Source organism: Enterovibrio norvegicus DSM 15893 (assembly GCF_900115495.1).
GTDB lineage: Bacteria > Pseudomonadota > Gammaproteobacteria > Enterobacterales > Vibrionaceae > Enterovibrio > Enterovibrio norvegicus.
Genome location: NZ_FOWR01000005.1, coordinates 77,747 through 97,831, shown reverse-complemented (window position 1 = coordinate 97,831; position 20,085 = coordinate 77,747). Strand labels below are relative to the sequence as shown.

Below are 20,085 nucleotides of genomic sequence, written 5' to 3'. Positions count from 1 at the left end.
GATGATGAATGGATTCAGCATGTGGACTCACGTTACTATGCGTTTGAGTAAACTGCTTTTTCCGTCTTAGAATCAAATAGGTAGATATCGGTATACTTAAGATAGAACGTAATGTTCTCACCTTGTTTAGGTAGAAACTCAGAATCAATTTCAATGGAGATACGCTGTCCGTTAATTTCGGAAACAATGATCGACTGTGAGCCGCAATATTCTGTGACCAAAACGGGCAATGAAATGGGGTTTGAATCAGGAATAGACTCAGTAGAAAAAGCAGACGGTCTGAAACCTACGTGAATAGAAGAAGATGCCTGTAACAAATTGGTCAGCGAAGCCGTTAATGCTGGGTCGGTTTTTAACGAAAAGCCCTCCCCTTCGACAAAGAACTCACCGTCAGTGTTAATCAGTTCTCCCTCAAGGAAGTTCATTGACGGCGACCCCATAAAACCCGCGACGAATTTATTGACGGGTCGACAAAACAATTCTTCAGGCGTGCCATGTTGTTGAACGTATCCGTCATTCATGACAACTATTCTGTCGCCCAATGTCATGGCTTCAATTTGGTCATGCGTCACGTAGATGATGTTTTTATTGACCTTCTTTCGCATCAAGATCAGCTCAGCACGCATCTGAGCACGAAGTTTGGCATCCAAATTCGATAAAGGCTCGTCCATCAATAACGTTGATGCATCACGCGCCAACGCCCTGCCCATGGCAACGCGTTGACGCTGCCCGCCCGACAGTTCGCCAGGTTTACGGTGGAGAAGGTGCTCTAGCCCCAGCATCTCTGAGACTTCTTTTACCTTTTTCGCGATGTCCTCTTTATTCACTTTGGCGAGGCGCAAAGCAAACGAGATGTTTTTCTCAACATTCATGTGGGGGTATAACGCGTAGTCTTGGAAAACCATCGCAAGGTCGCGATCGCGTGGCTCCAACGAACTCACTTCGCGATCGCCAATGTATATCCCCCCCGAGGTCACGTCTTCTAACCCCGCGATCATTCGCAGGGTCGTTGATTTACCACAGCCAGACGGGCCGACCAGCACGGTGAACTCATTATCATCAAAGGTAAGATCAAGACCATGGACGACTTCGACATGATCATAGCGTTTTACTAGGTTTTGAATTCGAATCTGAGGCATCTTCGCTTCCCTTACGTGCTCATGATTTTTTAAACCAACGTCGTATTCCGTTGATAGGTTTTTCGAAGTGACACTCACTTAACCGAGCAAAGGAATATCGACCACGGGTGTATTCCTTTCGCAAAGCACCGTATCGCTCTTCGCCCTCAACTGGTCTATTAACAATACCAGAAGACTTGAAAACCAAAATGCCCACTGAGCACTTTTTGTCCAAAATAAGATTTAGTTCTTATTTCCCAGTGTAATTCTAGGAATAGATCTTAGTTATGATTCACACAAGTAAATCCTTACTCTGTGAATTACCTCCCTCCAATCCGCCACTAAACATCTGATAAACCAAGTATAAACACCTTAACCCGTCATTTTTACATATTAAAAATAGTGTGATGCAACGAATTAAACGCATGAAATACGTGTATTTAATTCGTCAGATCAATCATTTTGTGTCTTCCATTTTTTCAAAACATTGTTAAGAATAAAATCAACTGGTACGCTTTATATACCATTAGGGTGCATAGCGTACCTCTATCACTCAATAAAAATGATGAAAGAAAGACACTCATCGAACACGGAGAACACCATGCGAAAAGCACCCGTCGTTGCAATCACTTTGGGGGATCCATCTGGCATTGGTCCTGAACTGGTGGCCAAACTACTCGCCAGTGAACAGCGTGTTCGCCACTGCCATTGCGTCTTAGTCGGCGATGAGTGGTTGTGGAAAAATGCACAAACACTGACAAGATTGATGCATGACCTTCCAGTGATTAACGCATTTGAGGAGGCAGAACATACACCCTTAGGTAGCGTGTGTTTTCTTCCTGTCTCTACGATGGCTGAAGCGGATCACAAAGTAGGTATTGCGAACAAAGAAAGTGGCGCGTCAGTGCTCAACGTACTGACCATGTGCCTAGATGCGGCGAAAGCGTCTGAAATAGATGCCATTTGTTTCGCGCCTCTTAACAAACAAGCCATGAAGTTGGCGGGGATGCCGTTTGAGGATGAACTGCACTTTTTTGCCGATCAGCTAGAAGTGGAAGAGTATTTCTGTGAATTCAACACACTCGGAGATATTTGGACCTCAAGGATCTCGTCACACGTTCCATTCAAAGATGTCACGCAATACCTATCTCAAGACAGAATCATTGAGGCAACCAAACTCATCCACGATTGCCTTATCAAGTCTGGAGTGGCCCGTCCCAAAATAGCCATTGCAGCACTCAATCCGCATGGTGGTGATGGGGGTATTTGTGGCAGAGAAGAAATAGACATCATTCAACCTGCCGTCAAGACACTCCAGGATCAACATTACCCGGTCAGTGGCCCTTTTCCTGCGGACACCCTCTTTTTAAAAGTCAGAGACGGTGAGTTTGATGCCGTGGTCACCATGTATCACGACCAAGGTCAAATCGCGATAAAGCTCCTTGGTTTCGAAAAAGGCGTTACCGTTCAAGGCGGCCTTCCCATTGCAATTACAACTCCCGCTCATGGCACTGCGTTTGATATCTCCGGTAAAAACCAAGCCAACGTTAACGCCACACTGAATGCATTCAATCTTGCTTGCGTCATGGCTCAATCAGCCTTCAAAGAAACGTTGGCAACAAATAACACAGAGGCATAAATGAAAATCACATCCGTTAAAGCAAGAGTTTTCCAATGGAAAGGAAAAACGGTCCCACCCTCACAGCATTTTTGTTCCAACGCGAAAGACTTGCTTTGGAGTAAAGGGGATTCAATGGGCACGTTCCGGTTTCACGATTGGGCCGTTATAGAAATTGAAACGGACACGGGATTGGTCGGAATCGGTAACGTCGCCCTTGCGCCTCGAATAGCGAAAGAGATCATCGACATCTATCTTGCACCGCTCATCATAGGCCATGACCCCTTTGACTATGAATACCTGTGGCAATTGATGTATCGCTCCACATTAGCATGGGGACGCAAAGGCATTGGTATGGCAGCAATATCTGGTGTAGATATCGCGATTTGGGATTTGATGGGCAAAGCAACGGGCAAACCCGTGTTCAAGTTACTGGGGGGACGAACCAAAGAGACGATCCCCGTCTACGCCTCCAAGCTTTACCGAACAGATTTGGATGAGATGCAGCGCGAGGCGCAGTCTTATCTGGATCAGGGGTTCAACATGCTAAAAATGCGATTCGGTTATGGCCCTAACGATGGACCGCAAGGCATGAGAGAAAACATCAAAAGCGTAGAAGCCGTCAGAGAAGTGATTGGGGATGACGTTGACCTTATGCTCGAGTGCTACATGGGCTGGAACCTAGAATACGCAAAACGCATGCTCCCTAAACTTGAGAAGTTTGAACCCCGGTGGTTAGAAGAACCGGTGATCGCTGATGATATCGACGGATATGCCGAGTTAAACCAACTGACCACCATACCTATTTCAGGTGGTGAGCATGAATTTACCAGTCACGGTTTCAAAGAACTTCTCGATAAACGTGCCGTGTCCGTCATTCAGTACGACACAAACCGTGTCGGTGGTATTACCGCTGCGCGTAAAATCAATGCGCTTGCAGAGGTTTATAGTGTTCCCGTTATTCCTCATGCAGGTCAAATGCACAACTATCACCTCACCATGTCGACGCTCGCATCACCGATTTCGGAATTCTTCCCGGTGCACGATGTAGAAGTGGGGAATGAACTCTTTTACTACATCTTCGAAGGTGAGCCAGTGCCACAGAACGGCTGCATTAACTTAGACGACAACACCCCCGGTCTTGGTATTTCAATTTCTGATAAGTATCTCAATGACTTCAACATTATTGAGTAAGGGAACACACATGTCATTTTACCGCATTATTCAATACAAGAGCCCAACAGGCCCTCGCGTAGCCAAAGTACTAGACGACGAAAGCCTTCAAGCGATTTCATTGCCATTAACAACTTATGAGCTTGTTAACATGGCCATCAACGAAGAGAGAACGCTGACGTCGCTGATCGACAGTTTGCTTACCGAGCATACGATCAGCTACCAAAGCGTGATTGATGATGGACTGTTGCTTCCGCCGATACACCATCCCGACAATGCACATTGTTTTGTCACGGGCACAGGCTTGACGCATCTAGGCAGCGCCGATACCCGGGACGCCATGCACGCAAAAATTGCCGGTGAGGAAGCAACACTGACCGACTCCATGCGTATGTTTAAAATGGGGTTTGAAGACGGAAAAGCCACCTCACAACACATCGCCTCTCAGCCAGAATGGTTCTACAAAGGAACGGGAAATATCATCCGCCGTCCCTATGGCACCATTGAATCACCGGCGTTTGCGCAAGATGCTGGAGAAGAGCCTGAGTTGGTTGGTGTTTATGTCAATGACAGTAATGGCACACCGCATCGGGTTGGTTTTGCCATAGGCAATGAATTTTCAGACCATGTCACCGAACGTCACAACTATTTGTGGCTTGCTCATTCTAAGCTTCGCCAAGCCAGTTTTGGCCCCGAGCTCATGATTGGCGACTTGCCACCTTCATTAGAAGGGAGCAGCAAAATTATCCGTAACAAAAACGTGGTATGGGAAAAGCCCTTCACCTCTGGTGAAGACAACATGTCACATAACATTAAGAACCTAGAGCATCACCACTTTAAATATGCCCTTTTCTGTCAACCGGGTGATCTGAATGTTCACTATTTTGGCACATCAACCTTGAGCTTTGCCGATGGCATCGAAACACAAGACGGTGATGTATTTGAAATCTGCGTGCCGGAGTTTGGTAAGCCACTGCGTAATACGCTGACCATGACGCCAAAGACACCCAGTCATCCAATCCACATTGCAGCCTTGCGCTAAGACAACGAAGGAAAGGGAAGAATGAATAGGGATACGCTGATTCTTAACCAAAAAAGTGCTCATACCCTCGGCTTTTTTGATGCAGAAAAAGGGGAAGCCATCACCCAGATCACACTGCCAAACTACCCACATGAATTCGTCGTAGATTCAAACCGTGAATTCGCTTATGTCGGTCACTATGGCGTTGAAAATTCGGGGATCATCGGCGACAACGGCGGTTGTGATATTTTCGTCATCGACATAAAGCGAAGAGAGCATGTTCGCACCATCAGTGCGTGGCCATATTTTCGCATTCATGGCCTCGCTATGGACAATCAAGACAGACTTTATGCCATGAGTGAATCGCATAACGTCATGGTGATATACGAAAACCCAAAAACAGCAACAGCGCCAGACCGTGCATTGCCTTCAGGTGGACTTAAGACGCACCTTTTTTCTTTAAGCGCCGACGGTGAAACCGCATTTTGTCTGAACTTGCTTAGTCATACCGTCACCAAAATACGGCCTTGGGAACCCACCGTTGACCCCGTAGCAATGTATCCGGGCAAAAAGCCCGAAGGTAACTGCCTGGCACAAGACGGTAAAACACTCTTTGTTACGAACCGCCTAGACAACAGCATTGTTGCCGTTGATACGTCCTCTTTGACAGTAAAAGCGTCAGCGGCGTCAGGCCAAGATCCTACCCGGGTCTACCTGTCACCCAATCAGCAATTGTTTGTCACCAATTACCAAGGCGGTTCTATCTCTATTTATGATCAAACGTTGATGCCAAAAGGCGTGATTGAGCTACCTGCCGATCCCATTGCCGTGAGTTTTCATCCGGACGGTACAACGGCTTATGTCTCCATGACAAACGACCAAGTCGCGGTGTTGGATGTCAGCAGCACCCGTATTTTACGCACCTTTAATTGCTTAGCAGAGCCAGATGTTTCTTTCCTGCTGCCCGCACATTCACAGAATTAAGGAGTTTACTCATGTCAGTTCAGGGAAATATGTTTATTGGCGGACGCGCAGTTCATGGCACCAATGGCCGCATTCAAGGGTTTGACCCAAAGATCAACGAAAAGCTCGAGCCGTCTTTCGGGCTGGCCACCTGCGAGGATGCCGATGAAGCCTGCGTGTTAGCTGCCGGAGCATTTCAGCTTTTTCGCAAAACCTCCGCTTCTCAACGCGCCGACTTATTGCGTCTAATCGCTGATAACATCATGGCGCTCGGTGACACACTGATAGAAAGGGGCATGAAAGAAACGGGATTACCTGCAGCAAGACTTGAAGGCGAACGCGCCAGAACAGCCAATCAACTCCGACTTTTCGCCGATGTCATCCAAGATGGTAGTTGGCAAGATGTCAGAATAGATACCGCCCTCCCCGATCGCCAACCGCTTCCAAGGCCGTTTCTTGGGGTAAGAAAAATTCCACTCGGCCCCGTTGTTGTCTTCGGGTCAAGTAACTTTCCATTGGCATTTTCTGTGGCTGGTGGAGATACCGCGTCCGCACTTGCCGCGGGCTGTCCCGTGATCGTTAAAGGCCATTCCGCACACCCAGGTGTCTCTGAATTGATTGGACGCTGTATTGTCGATGCATTGGCTGAATTGAACTTTCATCCGGGCACATTTTCATTAGTGTTTGGTTCTGGTAATGAGATTGGTCAGCACTTAGTCTCACACCCAGAAATAAAAGCGGTGGGTTTTACGGGTTCACAATCAGGTGGTACCGCATTGATGTCACTTGCTCAGCAACGTGAAGAGCCTATCCCTGTGTATGCAGAAATGAGTAGCATCAATCCAGTGGTATTCATGCCCGCCTCCCTAGCAGCACAAACAGCATCACTTGCTGAACAGTTTTACGCATCACTCATGATGGGAGCGGGTCAGTTCTGCACCAACCCTGGCCTCGTGATTGCGCTCAAGAGTGATGCGCTGACTCACTTCAAACAGCACATGTCCAAACTCATGGAAGGCAATTGTGCAGGCTCAATGCTCACACCCTCAATATTTTCGTCTTACTGCGAAAACAAGAGCGCATTGATCAACAGCCCAGAAGTAAACCTTATCACGCAAGGGCATTCTGAAGGTCATAATGCCTGTGAACCCGCCTTTGTCGAAGTAGAGGCCTCTGATTTTATAAAAGATCGCGCATTGCATAGAGAAGTCTTTGGCTCGTTCTCAATGTTAGTGGTATGCAACAGCGAGCAAGAGGCCCTTGACGTTTTGGGATCACTGGAAGGTCAACTCACCGGTACGATTCACTATAGTGAAAATGACGATCAAACCTTCGCACAGCAGCTGATTGATACAATGGAACTGAAAGTCGGAAGAATTCTTTTCAATGGTTTTCCAACCGGTGTAGAAGTCTCAACAGCAATGGTACATGGCGGCCCCTACCCATCTACCTCAAATAGCCAAACAACCTCCGTCGGCAGCATGGCTATCGAGCGCTTTGTAAGACCCGTTTGCTATCAGAACGTGCCAAATACGCTTCTGCCTCCAGAAATTAAACCCAACAACCCCCTTTCCATCCCTCGTCATATCGATGGCGAGCCTGAGAAGAGGTAACGATATGGCTGATATTTCATCATTTCTGATCGAAGGCCAAGAGGTGCAACAACTTTGTACTGGTGCCATTTGGGCCGAAGGGCCCGTTTGGCTACCGGATCAAAATGCGGTTGTGTTCAGTGATGTCAAAGGATGCAAACTTCTCCGTTGGCACCCTCAAGAAGGGCTGACTGTTCTAAAAGACAACTCGCATTTTAGTAATGGCAACTACCTTGACCTCGATGGAAACTTGCTCAGCTGCGAACACGGCAGGCGCGGTATCAGCCGCACATTAGCTAACGGAGAGAACGAGATCCTCGTTGATCGTTACGACGGTAAGCGGCTCAATAGTCCAAATGACCTCGTCGTTAAGCGCGACGGAACCATTTGGTTTACTGATCCACCCTACGGCATTTTGAGCAACGAAGAAGGCTTCAAATCATCAAGTGAAATGGTGGGATGTTACGTCTATCGGTTTGCCCCTTTAACCGGTGAACTCGACATCATGACAACCGACGTCCAACGCCCTAACGGGCTCGCTTTCTCTCCAGACGAGCGCACGCTCTATGTCGCCGATATGTCAGTGGTGGAGTTTCCCATCAAAGGACGCAGGGAAATCAGGGCATTTCAGGTGGATAACAATGGTTCGCTGGGCGAAGGAAAAACGCTATGTGTCGTTGAACCGGGTATTCCAGATGGGTTTCGGATAGATATGAAAGGCAATATTTTCTGCAGCTGTGACAGTGGTATCGCGGTTTTTGATAGCAAAGGTAAAAAGCTTGGGCTCATTCCCGTGCCAGAACGTGTCAGTAATTGTACGTTTGGTGGTCCAAATCAATCCTATTTGTATATCACTGCGACCACCTCTTTATATGGTATTCAGCTCAATACAACAGGAACACAATATACGCACCTTCTTGCGTCACCTTAAACGGTGTAAAAACACTCCTGTTGTGTTGAGCTGACAACAGGCAGACAAAGAAGACCAAGAAAGCAAAGAAAAAGGGGAGCCGAAGCTCCCCTTTCACGCGAAATCTAGTCTGTAAAATTACAGAGCAGCTTTTGCTTTCTCAACAAGCACAGCAAATGCTGATTTGTCGAATACAGCGATATCGGCAAGGATCTTACGATCGATTTCGATAGACGCTTTCTTAAGACCGTTAATGAAACGGCTGTAAGACATACCATTTTGACGAGCCGCAGCGTTGATACGTGCAATCCACAGTTGACGGAATTGACGTTTCTTCTGACGACGGTCACGGTAAGCGTATTGACCAGCTTTGGTAACTGCTTGGAAAGCTACGCGGTAAACACGTGAACGTGCACCGTAGTAACCTTTAGCTTGTTTTAGAACTTTCTTGTGACGAGCACGAGCTTGTACACCACGTTTTACGCGAGCCATGGACTCTCTCCTAAACTAATTTGTTAATAATACTAAGAATAATTATGCGTATGGAAGCATACGAACAACTGCTGCTACTTCGCACTTAGGCAAAATCGCGTTTGGACGCAGTTGACGTTTGTTCTTAGTAGTACGCTTAGTCAGGATGTGACGTTTAGTTGCGTGCTTGAACTTAAAGCCGCCAGCAGTTTTCTTGAAACGCTTAGCTGCACCTTTGTTTGATTTCATCTTAGGCATGATGAATAACTCCGCATTGTATGCATGTTAATAACTATGTAACCCGGCGAATAAAGAGGCTATGCCCTAAGGCATAGCCTCTTACATTACTTGTATGCCGAAATTACTTCTTTTTAGGGGCAAGAACCATGATCATTTGACGACCTTCGATTCGCGTCGGGAAGCTTTCTACCAAACAAATTTCAGCAGTGTCTTCCTTCAAACGATTCAAAACGTCAACACCGATTTCTTGGTGCGCCATTTCGCGACCACGGAAACGGATAGTGACCTTGACCTTGTTACCCTCTTCAATAAAGCGAACCAGGTTGCGTAGTTTTACCTGATAGTCGCCAATATCGGTACCAGGACGGAATTTAATTTCCTTAACCTGAATAACCTTCTGTTTTTTCTTCTGCTCTTTCGCAGCCTTGCTCTTTTCGAATATGAACTTACCGTAGTCCATCACACGACAGACAGGCGGCTCGGCATTAGGGCTGATTTCAACCAGATCAACGCCCTCACCTTCAGCGATTTTAAGCGCTTCTTGGAGAGTAACAACGCCGATTGCTTCACCATCAAGGCCTGTTAGACGAACTTCGTTAATATCACGAATTTCATCATTCAAGCGATGAGCATTTTGTTTAACTGGGGCTTTTCTTGCGCCTTTAATACCTTATTCCTCCAAAATATTGAGCATTCGGGTGCGAACTTCGTTCTCAAGCAGAGAAACAAAATCTTCAATCTTGAATTTACCCAAATCTTTACCTTTACGAGTACGTACTGCGATTTCGCCGGCTTCCATTTCCTGGTCACCACAAACAAGCATGTAAGGTACGCGCTTCAAAGTATGTTCTCGGATTTTAAAGCCAATCTTCTCGTTTCTCAAGTCCGCAGACGCTCTAAATCCTGCTTTTTGCAGTTTTTTCGCTACTTCCTGAACATAATCGGCCTGATTGTCTGTGATATTCATAACCACAGCCTGTTGAGGCGCTAACCAGCTCGGGAAATGACCTGCGTACTCTTCGATCAAAATACCGATGAAACGTTCCAGAGAGCCGAGGATTGCACGGTGAATCATTACAGGGGTATGACGTTCGTTGTCTTCGCCAACGTACGTTGCGCCCAAACGCTCAGGCAGAGCGAAATCGAGCTGCACAGTACCACACTGCCAAGCACGATCCAAACAATCATGCAGGGTAAATTCAATCTTAGGTCCGTAGAAGGCACCTTCCCCGTCCAGAATCTCAAATTTAATGCCCATAGCGTCAAGCGCCTCGGCCAATGCGGTCTCTGCACGATCCCACATTTCATCTGAACCGACACGCTGTTCAGGGCGTGTAGACAGTTTTACAACGATTTCATCAAAACCAAATGTTTTGTATGTGTCATATACCATAGAGATACATGACGTCACTTCTTGCTGAACCTGTTCAGGGGTACAGAAGATGTGTGCATCATCTTGGGTAAAGCCACGAACACGCATCAGACCGTGCAATGCACCTGATGGTTCGTTACGGTGACAGCTGCCAAACTCCGCCATACGTAGCGGCAGATCACGGTAAGATTTCAAACCTTGGTTGAAAATCTGAACGTGACCAGGACAGTTCATTGGTTTCAGTGCATATTCACGGCTCTCTGATTGGGTCGTGAACATGTAATCTGCATATTTGTCCCAGTGACCAGAACGTTCCCAAAGAACGCGGTCCATGATCAACGGGCCTTTTACTTCCTGATATTCGTATTCAGTCAGTTTTTCACGGATGAACACTTCCAATTCACGGAATACAGTCCAGCCATTGTGGTGCCAGAACACCATACCCGGCGCTTCTTGCTGCATATGGTACAGATCAAGTTGCTTACCCAGTTTACGGTGGTCACGTTTTGCTGCTTCTTCTAGGCGAACAAGGTGCGCTTTCAGCTCTTTCTTGTCGTAGAACGCGGTGCCATAGATGCGTTGAAGCATCTTGTTGTCGCTGTTACCACGCCAGTATGCACCTGCCACGTTCAAGATTTTGAAGTTTTGGCAGAAGCTCATGTTTGGTACGTGCGGACCACGACACATGTCGATGTATTCTTCGTGGTGGTACAAGCCTGGACGGTCATCGCGAGACACGTTCTCGTCAAGGATTTCAATTTTGTAAGATTCGCCACGCGATTCAAACGCATCACGTGCTTCTTGCCAGCTTACGTTCTTCTTAATGACCTGGTATTTGGTCTTAGCAAGTTCCTTCATGCGTTTTTCAATCGCATCCAAGTCTTCTTGCGTAATAGAACGGTCAAGATCAACGTCGTAGTAGAAACCGCTGTCGATGGTTGGACCGATCGCCATTTTCACATCAGGGAACAGTTGCTTGATCGCGTGACCGAGCAGGTGAGCACATGAGTGGCGAATGATTTCAAGACCGTCTTCGTCTTTCGCAGTGATGATTGCCAAGTTCGCATCTTGTTCGATCAGATCGCACGCATCAACACGTTGACCATCAACACGACCAGCGATACATGCTTTCGCAAGACCAGGGCCGATATCTAGCGCGACATCAAGAGTAGAAACAGGGTTGTCAAAAGAACGTTGACTACCGTCAGGAAGAGTAATTACAGGCATTTTTAAGTCCTATTACAGTGGTGTTACACACGCAGTAACACTTGTTCATGAATTCTGTGCGGGGGATAAGGCATCGCCGCTGCACTTGAAAAGTACGCTCTCGTTGGTGCGGATTTTGTTACAAATCAAAATGTGAGCACCTAAGCGAAGACAAGGATTGTACCCCCATTAATGGAGAACGCAACATCCAACACATTGATTGCTACACGTTATGCGTATGCCGTACCTCTATACCTCTCTCCTCTTCTTTCATACAGGGTGAATCCAGCCCATACTTTGTCGCGCTAACGGTCTTAGCGATCTGATCACTTTTCATCTCACGCCTCTGACTTCACGCCAAATTCACACACAAAACCTCCGTGAATTGCACCAACGTCTAACTTTGCTACCTCGATGCACAGTTTTCGTGACATTAGGTTTCAGCATTCAGTCAACAAAGCACGAGATAGATATATAACTCAGTGATTTAGTCATCACTCAATCTTTATAAACAGCTAAACCATACGAGTTATATACGCAGTACGGGCTTTATGCAGAAAAGTCACGAGCGAAACGACGGAGAGCGTAATCGCTCAATAAAAGGAGTTTGCAAGACGTCTACATATTTCACGCCAGTGAGATAAACGCATTTTGACGGATTGCATTAAAACGGTCTCGTTCATTCAGGACGAAACCATTATGGAACGTGAAGAAAACTTCACAGTATAAAAGGAAGAAACATCATGGGATGGTTTACAGATATCTTTAAAGGCATTGGCGACGCAATCAGTGCAGTAGGCGATGCAATTTCTACGGCCGTAACAACCGTCGCAAATGCAGTCAGCACTGCCGTTAGCGCTGTGGATGAATTCTTGAGCGACGTGGGTGATAAAATCGCAGAGGCAACGGCAGACATACCGATAATTAATGGTATTACCGCTGCAGTAGCAACGGTCGTTGATGGTGTCACTGACGCCGCTGAAATTGTCACTCACCACTTTATGATGAACGTTGCACAAGTGGGTCAAGCTGTTGGTACAGTCGTTTCAACAACGGGCGAAGTCGTTGACGCGGCAATCGAAGGTCACGGTGAGTGCATTCCAGACATCATCAAGGAAGGCGTTGGTGAGATCGTTGAAACCGCTGAAGAACATATCGCGATGCACCTAGAACACGACATTGAATTGCTACAGATTCCAATTGATATGATTTCTGAGGCGTCGAGCGAACTGCTTACTGGCATCATTGGTCACAATGAAATCTCTCAAGCTCCGCTACTTTTAGATGATGCTCAAAGCTTTGTGTTCGACAAACTGACTGACCACGTTGTTGATCCAGCGATGGAAGCATGGGAAACGGCAAACAACCACGTATTTGGAAACACAGTGGATGGCCTTTCACACGCAGACATGGGTATGGGTTGGTTAACTGACCACGGTACAGGGCATGGCGGCGGTCATGGCACAGACACTGGCCATGGTACTGATATGGGCCACGGTACTGACCATGGTTCAAGCTGTGGTTGTGGCGACACAACAATGCCAGCAGCAGCTGACGAGTTCATGTGGGTGTAATCCTGAAACTTTTCAACTGTACGTAACAAATAAAAAATGCCGCAGAATCATTCTGCGGCATTTTTTGTTATTCAAACTGCTTACGCATACCCCTATTTGATTCCACCACTCGCCCATTCAAAATGCATCAACATAGAAAAGTGAACCAGTAAGCAACAAGTGGCGTAATAATAGGTGATGTTGCAATGCTGTAGGTTCAGGCCTCATCGGCACCCGCCGAGAGGCCTGCTTTTTATTTATACAGCAACAACAAACAACAAACAACAAACAACAAACAACAAACAACAAACAGCAAACAGCAAACAGCAAACAGCAAACAGCAAACAGCAAACAGCAAACAGCAAACAGCAAACAGCAAACAGCAAACAGCAAACAGCAAATTTGATTATAGCTTCATGCAGTTTGCATAGAAGGTTGTTGTTGCTGGCCAATCCGAAAACACCCCTACTACGCCTACATCTTTCGCAAGCACATCAAGAACAGTCAGCACGTCGCCATCATTATTGATTGCGTCTTTAACCGATTGAAAATACCACCCGCCGCCATTATTCAAAGAGCCAGAGCGTTCAAGTGTCCAGCTGACTACCTTTATATCCGCTTGCTTTGCATGTCGAGCATAATCAGATGCGACAATTTCACCCTCTTCATTAAGACTCAGCAAGGCAAACTGAGGAGGTGAAATGTAATTCACGCCCTTTTCTGATAACGCCTTCATACCCGCTAAGGACGATTGCCAATTCTTCTGCTTATATATACGCGCATCTAACAGCACAGCCTGCTCACCGAATCTTGGTTCATGCTCAATCCAGTAGGTAACGTCATCAATGCTAAATGATTGTGGAAATACATCTTCAGCGTCTACGCCTGCCGCTTTGTATTCATCAATCATTTTCTGCGCATAATCTGACTGGCTAAATCCATCAAACGGCATCGCGACCTTTGCGACTTTAAGTTCTGGGGTCATTTTAACGCCTAACGATTTCATGAGTTCGATGCTTTCAGCATGCGTCATCAAGGTGCCGCGACTGGCGTACAAATCCGTTCTCCAACCAGGCGTGCCTCTCATGTAAGCTTCTGCTGTGGTTGCCATCGGATCTGCGCCATCCATCTTCCCTTTAAGCCGCTTAAACTCTTCAATCGTAAAATCTGACGTTCGACACTCAACCTTTGCCTTTTCTCCTTCACTTGGATTTGCAGGCGTAAACGGTATGCTGCATTTCGCCGCCAGATCAGGGTGAGCAAGAATGTCTGTTGTTGTGTGTAAATCATTTTGAGAGTGGCGACAAACGAGCACTTTGTCCTTGGTAAAGGTCACATCACACTCAACAATGCCCGCACCCATTTGCGCCGCGGCGATGTAAGACTCTCGTGTGTGTTCGGGAAACATCAGAGATGCCCCTCTGTGCCCAATAGAGAAATCGTTCGCGTCCATTGGCATACCAATACATGATTTTAGTTTTTCTTTTAGCGGGCCTTCATCCATGTCATTCACTAAAAATGCAGGTCTTGGCCCTAATGAAATGCCCTTATGAACATCAGAATGCGCGGCGGCAGACGCGTTAGTGGGTGAACTTTCTGCGAAAACGGTGCCAGACGTTATCAATGCCATCACACCTACAAGATTGAAAAATTTCATGACGCTACTTCCTTGAATTGAACACTCTGATGGCCTCTGAAATCGAGCATCTTCAGGCTGTTTGGGTATATCACTTCAACAATAAACGCCACGCTAAGTGCACGAATAAAGAAAGTGTGCGGATAAAGTATGCCTCTCATCTTACTGTTTTATGTCGGTCTGATGTCTATTCACCTATGAGACGCATAGCGCGTAATGTTTTAGCGCTAACAGCATCTCGTACTGAAAAACGTCACAAATTGGTGAGGTAATAATAGACGCCCTTGATTTTCATCATGCTTTGTCGCAACATTTGTATATACGAATATCTTGAGCATACTAATGACAAAATCCCCGCGCTTTATGCAAATCAAAACTTACTTGCTCGATAAGATAGAAAGCAAAACTTGGCCGGTCGGACGTCGCATCCCCACAGAGGCCGAGCTTTGTGAGCAATTTTCAGTAAGTAGAATGACGGTAAACAAAGCCGTCAGAGATTTGGTGAACGAAGGACTGCTAGAACGCACACCGCGGCTTGGAACTTTTGTTTGCCAACGAAAAGCCGAATCGCCATTGATGGACATTCGCAATATTGCTGATGAAATAAAAGAGCGCGGCCAACTACACCATAGTGAAGTATTAAGCTTAAAAGCCATCAAAGCGCCAGAAGATGTCGCAATGCGCCTTGGGATCATGCTGGGCGGAGACGTATACAAAAGCGAAATCATTCACTTCGCTGATAACACCCCTCTTCAACTTGAAGTGCGTTGGGTGAACCCGAATTACGCCCCAGACTATTTGGCGCAAGATTTTACAGATAAGACCCCCAACCAATACTTGGTCGATAATTGTCCACTGTCTGCCATTGAGCACACGGTTGAAGCCATCATGCCCAATGAGATGATTGCACAGCGATTAGACATTCCGCTCGAGCAACCTTGCCTTCTCTTACATCGACGTACCTGGAGCGGCGACCAACTCATCAGCGCAGCGTTACTCTACCACCCCGCTAATCGCTACAAACTGAGTGCACGCACCAGCTTATAACCCTCCATTTGGTTGATGTCACTGCGCGTCCAAACGACGCGTAAGACATTGAGCAAACCCACAAACCATTCACACTGGCCCGTTTAATTTACACTCTGGATCACATCGCGATCCTACTCCCTCTTGATTACCTCTCTTCTTTTGTCTATACATTTGTATAGACATTTAAATCAGGTTGTTCCATGAAACGGATATTCATCAATTGTAAACTGGTTGATATGCACGCTGACGTTACTGACACTGCAGGCTATCAGGTCAAAGAAAATAGCATGATCGAGGTCGTAAACGGCGTCGTCCACGCTGTTGGCACTGACCTGAAAATCTCAGATCATGACGTCGTCGATCTCAACCATCATTTGGTGACACCTGGTTTCATTGATTGCCACACCCACCTTGTTTTTGCTGGCAATCGCGCCAATGAATTTGAACAGCGCTTGAACGGTGTGCCCTATCAAACCATCGCCCAGCAAGGCGGCGGTATACTGTCGACGGTGAACGCAACACGTCACGCAGATGAAAGCACCCTGATTGACCTTGCAATACCCCGAGCAAAGGCCTTAATGCGTGACGGCGTAACAACAATAGAAATCAAGAGTGGTTACGGGCTAACGCTGGAAGACGAACTCAAAATGCTGCGTGCCGCCAAAGGGTTAGAGCGAACACTCCCCATCAATGTCAAAACAACGTTTTTGGGGGCTCACGCCGTTCCTCCAGAATTCAAACACCGCGCAGACGATTACATTGCCTACGTGTGTGATGAAATGATCCCCGCCGTGGCCAGTGAAAAACTCGCTGATGCCGTGGATATATTCTGCGAAAGCATTGCCTTTTCGCTGCCACAAACTCAGCGCGTTTTCGAGTGTGCCCTTCAGCACGGTCTGAACATTAAAGGTCACACTGAACAGCTCTGCCACATGGGTGGTAGCGAGTTGGCCGCCAGAATGGGCGCCTTGTCTGTTGACCATATCGAATATATCGATCTAGACGGTGTTAAGGCCCTCGCCAAACATGGCACCGTCGCGACCCTTTTACCGGGTGCATTTTATTTTCTACGAGAAACACAAGCGCCACCCATTAGCCTACTAAGAGAACATGGCGTTCCCATGGCGGTCTCTACAGACTTCAACCCCGGCACTTCTCCGTTTGCAAGCCTGACCATGATGATGAACATGGCATCAACCTTGTTCAGCCTGACCCCAAAAGAGAACCTCTATGGCGTAACAAAACACGCAGCGATGGCATTGGGTTTACAGCAGAAGGGGCAAATTGCAGCAGGTTTTGATGCAGATTTTTCAGTATGGGATGTCGATTCTCCCGCCGCATTAAGTTATCAACTGGGGTTATCGCCTTTGGTGACACGCATCCTTAACGGAAACGTGATTGAAGGAGGTCTCCCCCATGCCAATTGACATGTCCGTATGGCAAGGCCGAATGGATAGCGAAGATGGCGATGCAGGTCGCCGTATTCATCAGGTGGTCAGTAAACTCAATGACGATGTCGAAGAAGGCATTGCCTTGTTTGGGTTCTGTACAGATGAAGGCGTACGCAGAAACAAAGGAAGAGTTGGGGCAAAGGCATCACCCCAGCTCATTCGTCAGGCGCTCGCGAACCTTCCCTTACATCATGCTCTGCCGTTTTATGATGGCGGTGATGTTGACTGCGACGATGGCAATCTCGTCGATGCGCAACAAGCGGTCTCAAATAAGGTGACACACGCCCTTAAGCACCATCATTTCCCTTTGGTTCTGGGTGGTGGGCACGAAATTGCGTGGGCAAGTTTTCAAGGGTTGGCAGCACATTGCTTAGCACGCCACCCGCACCACGTACCGCGGATTGGCATCATCAACTTTGATGCGCATTTTGATTTAAGGACACCATCAGGTGACGCTGTAACGGGAAGCTCTGGTACGCCTTTCTCTCAAATCGCGGATTGGTGCCAAACTCGCCAATGGCCCTTCCTCTATGCCTGCCTTGGCGTAAGCAGAAGCAGCAATACACAAGCCCTGTTCAACAAAGCTGACACACTCAATGTGTTAACGGTCGAAGACACGGATATAGCGCCGCATACCTTAAACAACGTCGCGCAATCGTTAGCACAGTTTATGGATAGCTGTGATTACCTGTACCTCACTATCGACATGGATGTCTTTCCCGCGTCCGTCGCACCAGGGGTCAGCGCGCCAGCAACACATGGCGTGGGTTACCCGCTCGTTGAGCACCTCATCAAGCAAGTACTGTCAGCAAAAGATAAAAATGGCGAACAAAAAATCAGGCTCGCTGACATTGCGGAATTCAATCCAAATTACGACATAGACAACCACACTGCTCGCCTTGCTGCGAGATTGGTATGGACGATCACACGAGGTTTGTCTCCCCGACAAGCGAAACGGACGGATAACACCCGACTCGACTCTCATCAAATCAACACCGCACATTGCGACTCACAAGATAAGGAAAGATGTGATGACCGATCCTAGATTGGACTTAACGCGTGAACTTGCCGCCCCAACAGGCACCACATTGAATGCGAAATCTTGGCTTACCGAAGCCCCACTTCGCATGCTGATGAACAACCTTCATCCAGACGTTGCTGAGCACCCTCATGCATTGGTAGTGTACGGGGGAATTGGCCGTGCCGCGAGAAACTGGCAGTGTTTTGACAAGATTGTAGAAGTGCTTAAACGTCTAGAGGAAGACGAAACCTTATTGGTGCAATCGGGCAAACCCGTTGGCGTATTCCCTACACACAAAGATGCCCCGCGCGTATTGATAGCCAACTCTAACCTCGTGCCGCACTGGGCGAACTGGGAGCACTTTAACGAGCTCGATAAACAAGGCTTGATGATGTACGGGCAGATGACAGCGGGCAGCTGGATATACATAGGCTCTCAAGGCATCGTTCAAGGCACGTATGAAACCTTTGTCGCTGTCGCTAAGAAGCATTTTAACGGTGAAGCAAAGAACCGCTGGGTGTTAACGGGAGGTCTTGGTGGAATGGGTGGCGCACAACCCCTCGCCGCGACCATGGCGGGTTTCTCCATGATTGCTGTTGAATGCGATGAAAGCCGAATCGATTACCGCTTACGTACCGGCTACGTCGATAAAAAAGCCACGGATCTTGACCACGCATTGGCGATGCTTCAGGCCGCCAATGATGAAGGAAAGCCTGTCTCAATTGGTTTATTGGGGAATGCTGCCGATATCTTTGCAGAGCTGGTCACGCGAGAGATCACCCCTGATGTCGTGACTGACCAAACGTCCGCACATGATCCCCTCAATGGCTACCTCCCACAAGGATGGACGCTTGAAGACGCCAACGAACGCAGAAAAGAAAGCGAAGCGTCGGTTGTAAAAGCGGCCAAAACCTCCATGGCGGTGCAAGTTAAGGCCATGTTGACGTTACAAAGTCGCGGCGCAGCCACCCTCGATTATGGCAATAATATTCGCCAAATGGCGTTGGAAATGGGCGTGAAAAATGCCTTTGATTTCCCCGGGTTCGTGCCCGCGTATATCCGCCCTCTTTTCTGCCAAGGCATTGGCCCTTTTCGTTGGGTGGCCCTGTCTGGTGACCCGGAAGACATCTACAAAACCGACCAAAAAGTCAAAGAACTTATTCCTGATAACCCTCACCTACACAATTGGTTAGACATGGCTCGCGAACGTATTCAATTCCAAGGTTTGCCGGCGCGAATTTGCTGGGTCGGCCTTAAAGATCGCGCGCGCTTAGGTCTAGCCTTTAATGAAATGGTGAAAAACGGCGAACTCAAAGCACCCATAGTGATTGGGCGAGATCATTTAGATTCTGGCTCTGTCGCCAGCCCCAACCGTGAAACAGAAGGCATGATGGACGGTTCTGATGCCGTTTCCGATTGGCCTTTGCTCAATGCCCTACTTAACACTGCATCTGGTGCGACATGGGTATCGCTTCATCACGGTGGCGGTGTTGGCATGGGGTTCTCACAACATTCAGGTGTCGTGATTGTTTGTGATGGAACCGATGACGCTGCGCGTCGTGTGGGACGAGTGCTACATAACGACCCCGCTACTGGCGTCATGCGACACGCCGATGCGGGTTATGGCATCGCCATAAATTGTGCCAAAGAACAGCAATTGGATTTGCCTTTGCTTGATATCCCCAATGTACCGGTGAAAAAGTGAGAATAA

Annotated in this window: 17 protein-coding genes; 11 read left to right on the top strand and 6 right to left on the bottom strand. The window is 47.5% G+C overall.

Features of this window, described 5'->3' with window-relative positions:
• Nucleotides 1–35: 35 nt before the first annotated feature.
• A complete protein-coding gene (locus BM082_RS04555; protein WP_017010335.1) occupies nt 36–1,139 on the bottom strand; it encodes an ABC transporter ATP-binding protein in 1,104 nt (367 codons plus the stop codon).
• 580 nt (nt 1,140–1,719) lie between these two features.
• Between BM082_RS04555 and BM082_RS04550 the strand changes: the two genes are divergently transcribed.
• From BM082_RS04550 to BM082_RS04525, 6 genes are all read left to right on the top strand, one after another.
• Nucleotides 1,720–2,757 carry a 4-hydroxythreonine-4-phosphate dehydrogenase PdxA gene (locus tag BM082_RS04550; RefSeq protein WP_017013684.1) on the top strand — a complete coding sequence of 346 codons (1,038 nt, stop codon included), beginning with the start codon at nt 1,720–1,722 and terminating at the stop codon, nt 2,755–2,757.
• Between the two features lie 114 nt (nt 2,758–2,871).
• Complete coding sequence (locus BM082_RS04545; protein ID WP_277814626.1) at nt 2,872–3,930, top strand: L-rhamnonate dehydratase; 1,059 nt, start codon at nt 2,872–2,874, stop codon at nt 3,928–3,930.
• A gap of 10 nt (nt 3,931–3,940) precedes the next feature.
• Complete coding sequence (gene araD1, locus BM082_RS04540) at nt 3,941–4,951, top strand: AraD1 family protein (RefSeq protein ID WP_017013685.1); 1,011 nt, start codon at nt 3,941–3,943, stop codon at nt 4,949–4,951.
• 21 nt (nt 4,952–4,972) lie between these two features.
• On the top strand, nt 4,973–5,914 hold the full coding sequence (locus BM082_RS04535) for a YncE family protein (RefSeq protein WP_017013686.1): 942 nt from the start codon (nt 4,973–4,975) through the stop codon (nt 5,912–5,914).
• 11 nt (nt 5,915–5,925) lie between these two features.
• Entirely contained in the window at nt 5,926–7,506 is a 1,581-nt protein-coding gene (locus tag BM082_RS04530; RefSeq protein WP_074925454.1) for an aldehyde dehydrogenase (NADP(+)), read from the top strand.
• Between the two features lie 4 nt (nt 7,507–7,510).
• Nucleotides 7,511–8,416, top strand: coding sequence for an SMP-30/gluconolactonase/LRE family protein (locus tag BM082_RS04525; RefSeq protein WP_074925453.1), 906 nt, complete (start codon nt 7,511–7,513; stop codon nt 8,414–8,416).
• A 117-nt stretch (nt 8,417–8,533) separates the two neighbouring features.
• On the opposite strand, the gene rplT is transcribed toward BM082_RS04525, so the two are convergent.
• The 4 genes from rplT to thrS all read right to left on the bottom strand — a co-directional run bounded on the left by rplT (nt 8,534) and on the right by thrS (nt 11,705).
• Nucleotides 8,534–8,887, bottom strand: coding sequence for a 50S ribosomal protein L20 (gene rplT, locus BM082_RS04520; RefSeq protein WP_017010328.1), 354 nt, complete (start codon nt 8,885–8,887; stop codon nt 8,534–8,536).
• Between the two features lie 42 nt (nt 8,888–8,929).
• Nucleotides 8,930–9,124 (bottom strand): 50S ribosomal protein L35, encoded by a 195-nt coding sequence (gene rpmI / locus BM082_RS04515; RefSeq protein WP_017010327.1) that lies wholly within the window; start codon nt 9,122–9,124, stop codon nt 8,930–8,932.
• A gap of 103 nt (nt 9,125–9,227) precedes the next feature.
• On the bottom strand, nt 9,228–9,773 hold the full coding sequence (gene infC / locus BM082_RS04510; RefSeq protein ID WP_074925450.1) for a translation initiation factor IF-3: 546 nt from the start codon (nt 9,771–9,773) through the stop codon (nt 9,228–9,230).
• Between the two features lie 3 nt (nt 9,774–9,776).
• On the bottom strand, nt 9,777–11,705 hold the full coding sequence (gene thrS, locus BM082_RS04505; RefSeq protein WP_017013690.1) for a threonine--tRNA ligase: 1,929 nt from the start codon (nt 11,703–11,705) through the stop codon (nt 9,777–9,779).
• Between the two features lie 722 nt (nt 11,706–12,427).
• On the opposite strand from thrS, the gene BM082_RS04500 reads away from it, so the two are divergent.
• On the top strand, nt 12,428–13,258 hold the full coding sequence (locus BM082_RS04500; RefSeq protein WP_017010324.1) for a hypothetical protein: 831 nt from the start codon (nt 12,428–12,430) through the stop codon (nt 13,256–13,258).
• A 385-nt stretch (nt 13,259–13,643) separates the two neighbouring features.
• Here the strand turns inward: BM082_RS04500 and BM082_RS04490 are convergent, their stop codons facing one another.
• Nucleotides 13,644–14,894 (bottom strand): glycerophosphodiester phosphodiesterase family protein, encoded by a 1,251-nt coding sequence (locus tag BM082_RS04490; RefSeq protein WP_074925447.1) that lies wholly within the window; start codon nt 14,892–14,894, stop codon nt 13,644–13,646.
• 321 nt (nt 14,895–15,215) lie between these two features.
• On the opposite strand from BM082_RS04490, the gene hutC reads away from it, so the two are divergent.
• The 4 genes from hutC (at nt 15,216) to hutU (ending at nt 20,079) form a co-directional block, all read left to right on the top strand.
• On the top strand, nt 15,216–15,920 hold the full coding sequence (hutC, locus tag BM082_RS04485) for a histidine utilization transcriptional repressor HutC (protein ID WP_017010322.1): 705 nt from the start codon (nt 15,216–15,218) through the stop codon (nt 15,918–15,920).
• Nucleotides 15,921–16,102: 182 nt separating this feature from the next.
• Entirely contained in the window at nt 16,103–17,329 is a 1,227-nt protein-coding gene (hutI, locus tag BM082_RS04480; RefSeq protein WP_074925444.1) for an imidazolonepropionase, read from the top strand.
• Nucleotides 17,319–18,398: a formimidoylglutamase gene (gene hutG, locus BM082_RS04475; RefSeq protein ID WP_074925442.1), complete on the top strand. Its 1,080-nt coding sequence runs from the start codon at nt 17,319–17,321 to the stop codon at nt 18,396–18,398. The genes hutI and hutG overlap by 11 nt, the downstream gene beginning before the upstream one ends.
• Nucleotides 18,385–20,079, top strand: coding sequence for a urocanate hydratase (gene hutU, locus BM082_RS04470; RefSeq protein WP_017017676.1), 1,695 nt, complete (start codon nt 18,385–18,387; stop codon nt 20,077–20,079). The genes hutG and hutU overlap by 14 nt, the downstream gene beginning before the upstream one ends.
• The last annotated feature ends 6 nt before the right edge of the window (nt 20,080–20,085 follow it).

Excerpts from the sequence above, each read along its gene's own strand:
- BM082_RS04555 (WP_017010335.1), bottom strand. The coding sequence starts at position 1,139 with ATGCCTCAGATTCGAATTCAAAACCTAGTAAAACGCTATGATCATGTC.
- BM082_RS04550 (WP_017013684.1), top strand. The coding sequence starts at position 1,720 with ATGCGAAAAGCACCCGTCGTTGCAATCACTTTGGGGGATCCATCTGGC.
- BM082_RS04545 (WP_277814626.1), top strand. The coding sequence starts at position 2,872 with ATGGGCACGTTCCGGTTTCACGATTGGGCCGTTATAGAAATTGAAACG.
- araD1 (WP_017013685.1), top strand. The coding sequence starts at position 3,941 with ATGTCATTTTACCGCATTATTCAATACAAGAGCCCAACAGGCCCTCGC.
- BM082_RS04535 (WP_017013686.1), top strand. The coding sequence starts at position 4,973 with ATGAATAGGGATACGCTGATTCTTAACCAAAAAAGTGCTCATACCCTC.
- BM082_RS04530 (WP_074925454.1), top strand. The coding sequence starts at position 5,926 with ATGTCAGTTCAGGGAAATATGTTTATTGGCGGACGCGCAGTTCATGGC.
- BM082_RS04525 (WP_074925453.1), top strand. The coding sequence starts at position 7,511 with ATGGCTGATATTTCATCATTTCTGATCGAAGGCCAAGAGGTGCAACAA.
- rplT (WP_017010328.1), bottom strand. The coding sequence starts at position 8,887 with ATGGCTCGCGTAAAACGTGGTGTACAAGCTCGTGCTCGTCACAAGAAA.
- rpmI (WP_017010327.1), bottom strand. The coding sequence starts at position 9,124 with ATGCCTAAGATGAAATCAAACAAAGGTGCAGCTAAGCGTTTCAAGAAA.
- thrS (WP_017013690.1), bottom strand. The coding sequence starts at position 11,705 with ATGCCTGTAATTACTCTTCCTGACGGTAGTCAACGTTCTTTTGACAAC.
- BM082_RS04500 (WP_017010324.1), top strand. The coding sequence starts at position 12,428 with ATGGGATGGTTTACAGATATCTTTAAAGGCATTGGCGACGCAATCAGT.
- BM082_RS04490 (WP_074925447.1), bottom strand. The coding sequence starts at position 14,894 with ATGAAATTTTTCAATCTTGTAGGTGTGATGGCATTGATAACGTCTGGC.
- hutC (WP_017010322.1), top strand. The coding sequence starts at position 15,216 with ATGACAAAATCCCCGCGCTTTATGCAAATCAAAACTTACTTGCTCGAT.
- hutI (WP_074925444.1), top strand. The coding sequence starts at position 16,103 with ATGAAACGGATATTCATCAATTGTAAACTGGTTGATATGCACGCTGAC.
- hutG (WP_074925442.1), top strand. The coding sequence starts at position 17,319 with ATGCCAATTGACATGTCCGTATGGCAAGGCCGAATGGATAGCGAAGAT.
- hutU (WP_017017676.1), top strand. The coding sequence starts at position 18,385 with ATGACCGATCCTAGATTGGACTTAACGCGTGAACTTGCCGCCCCAACA.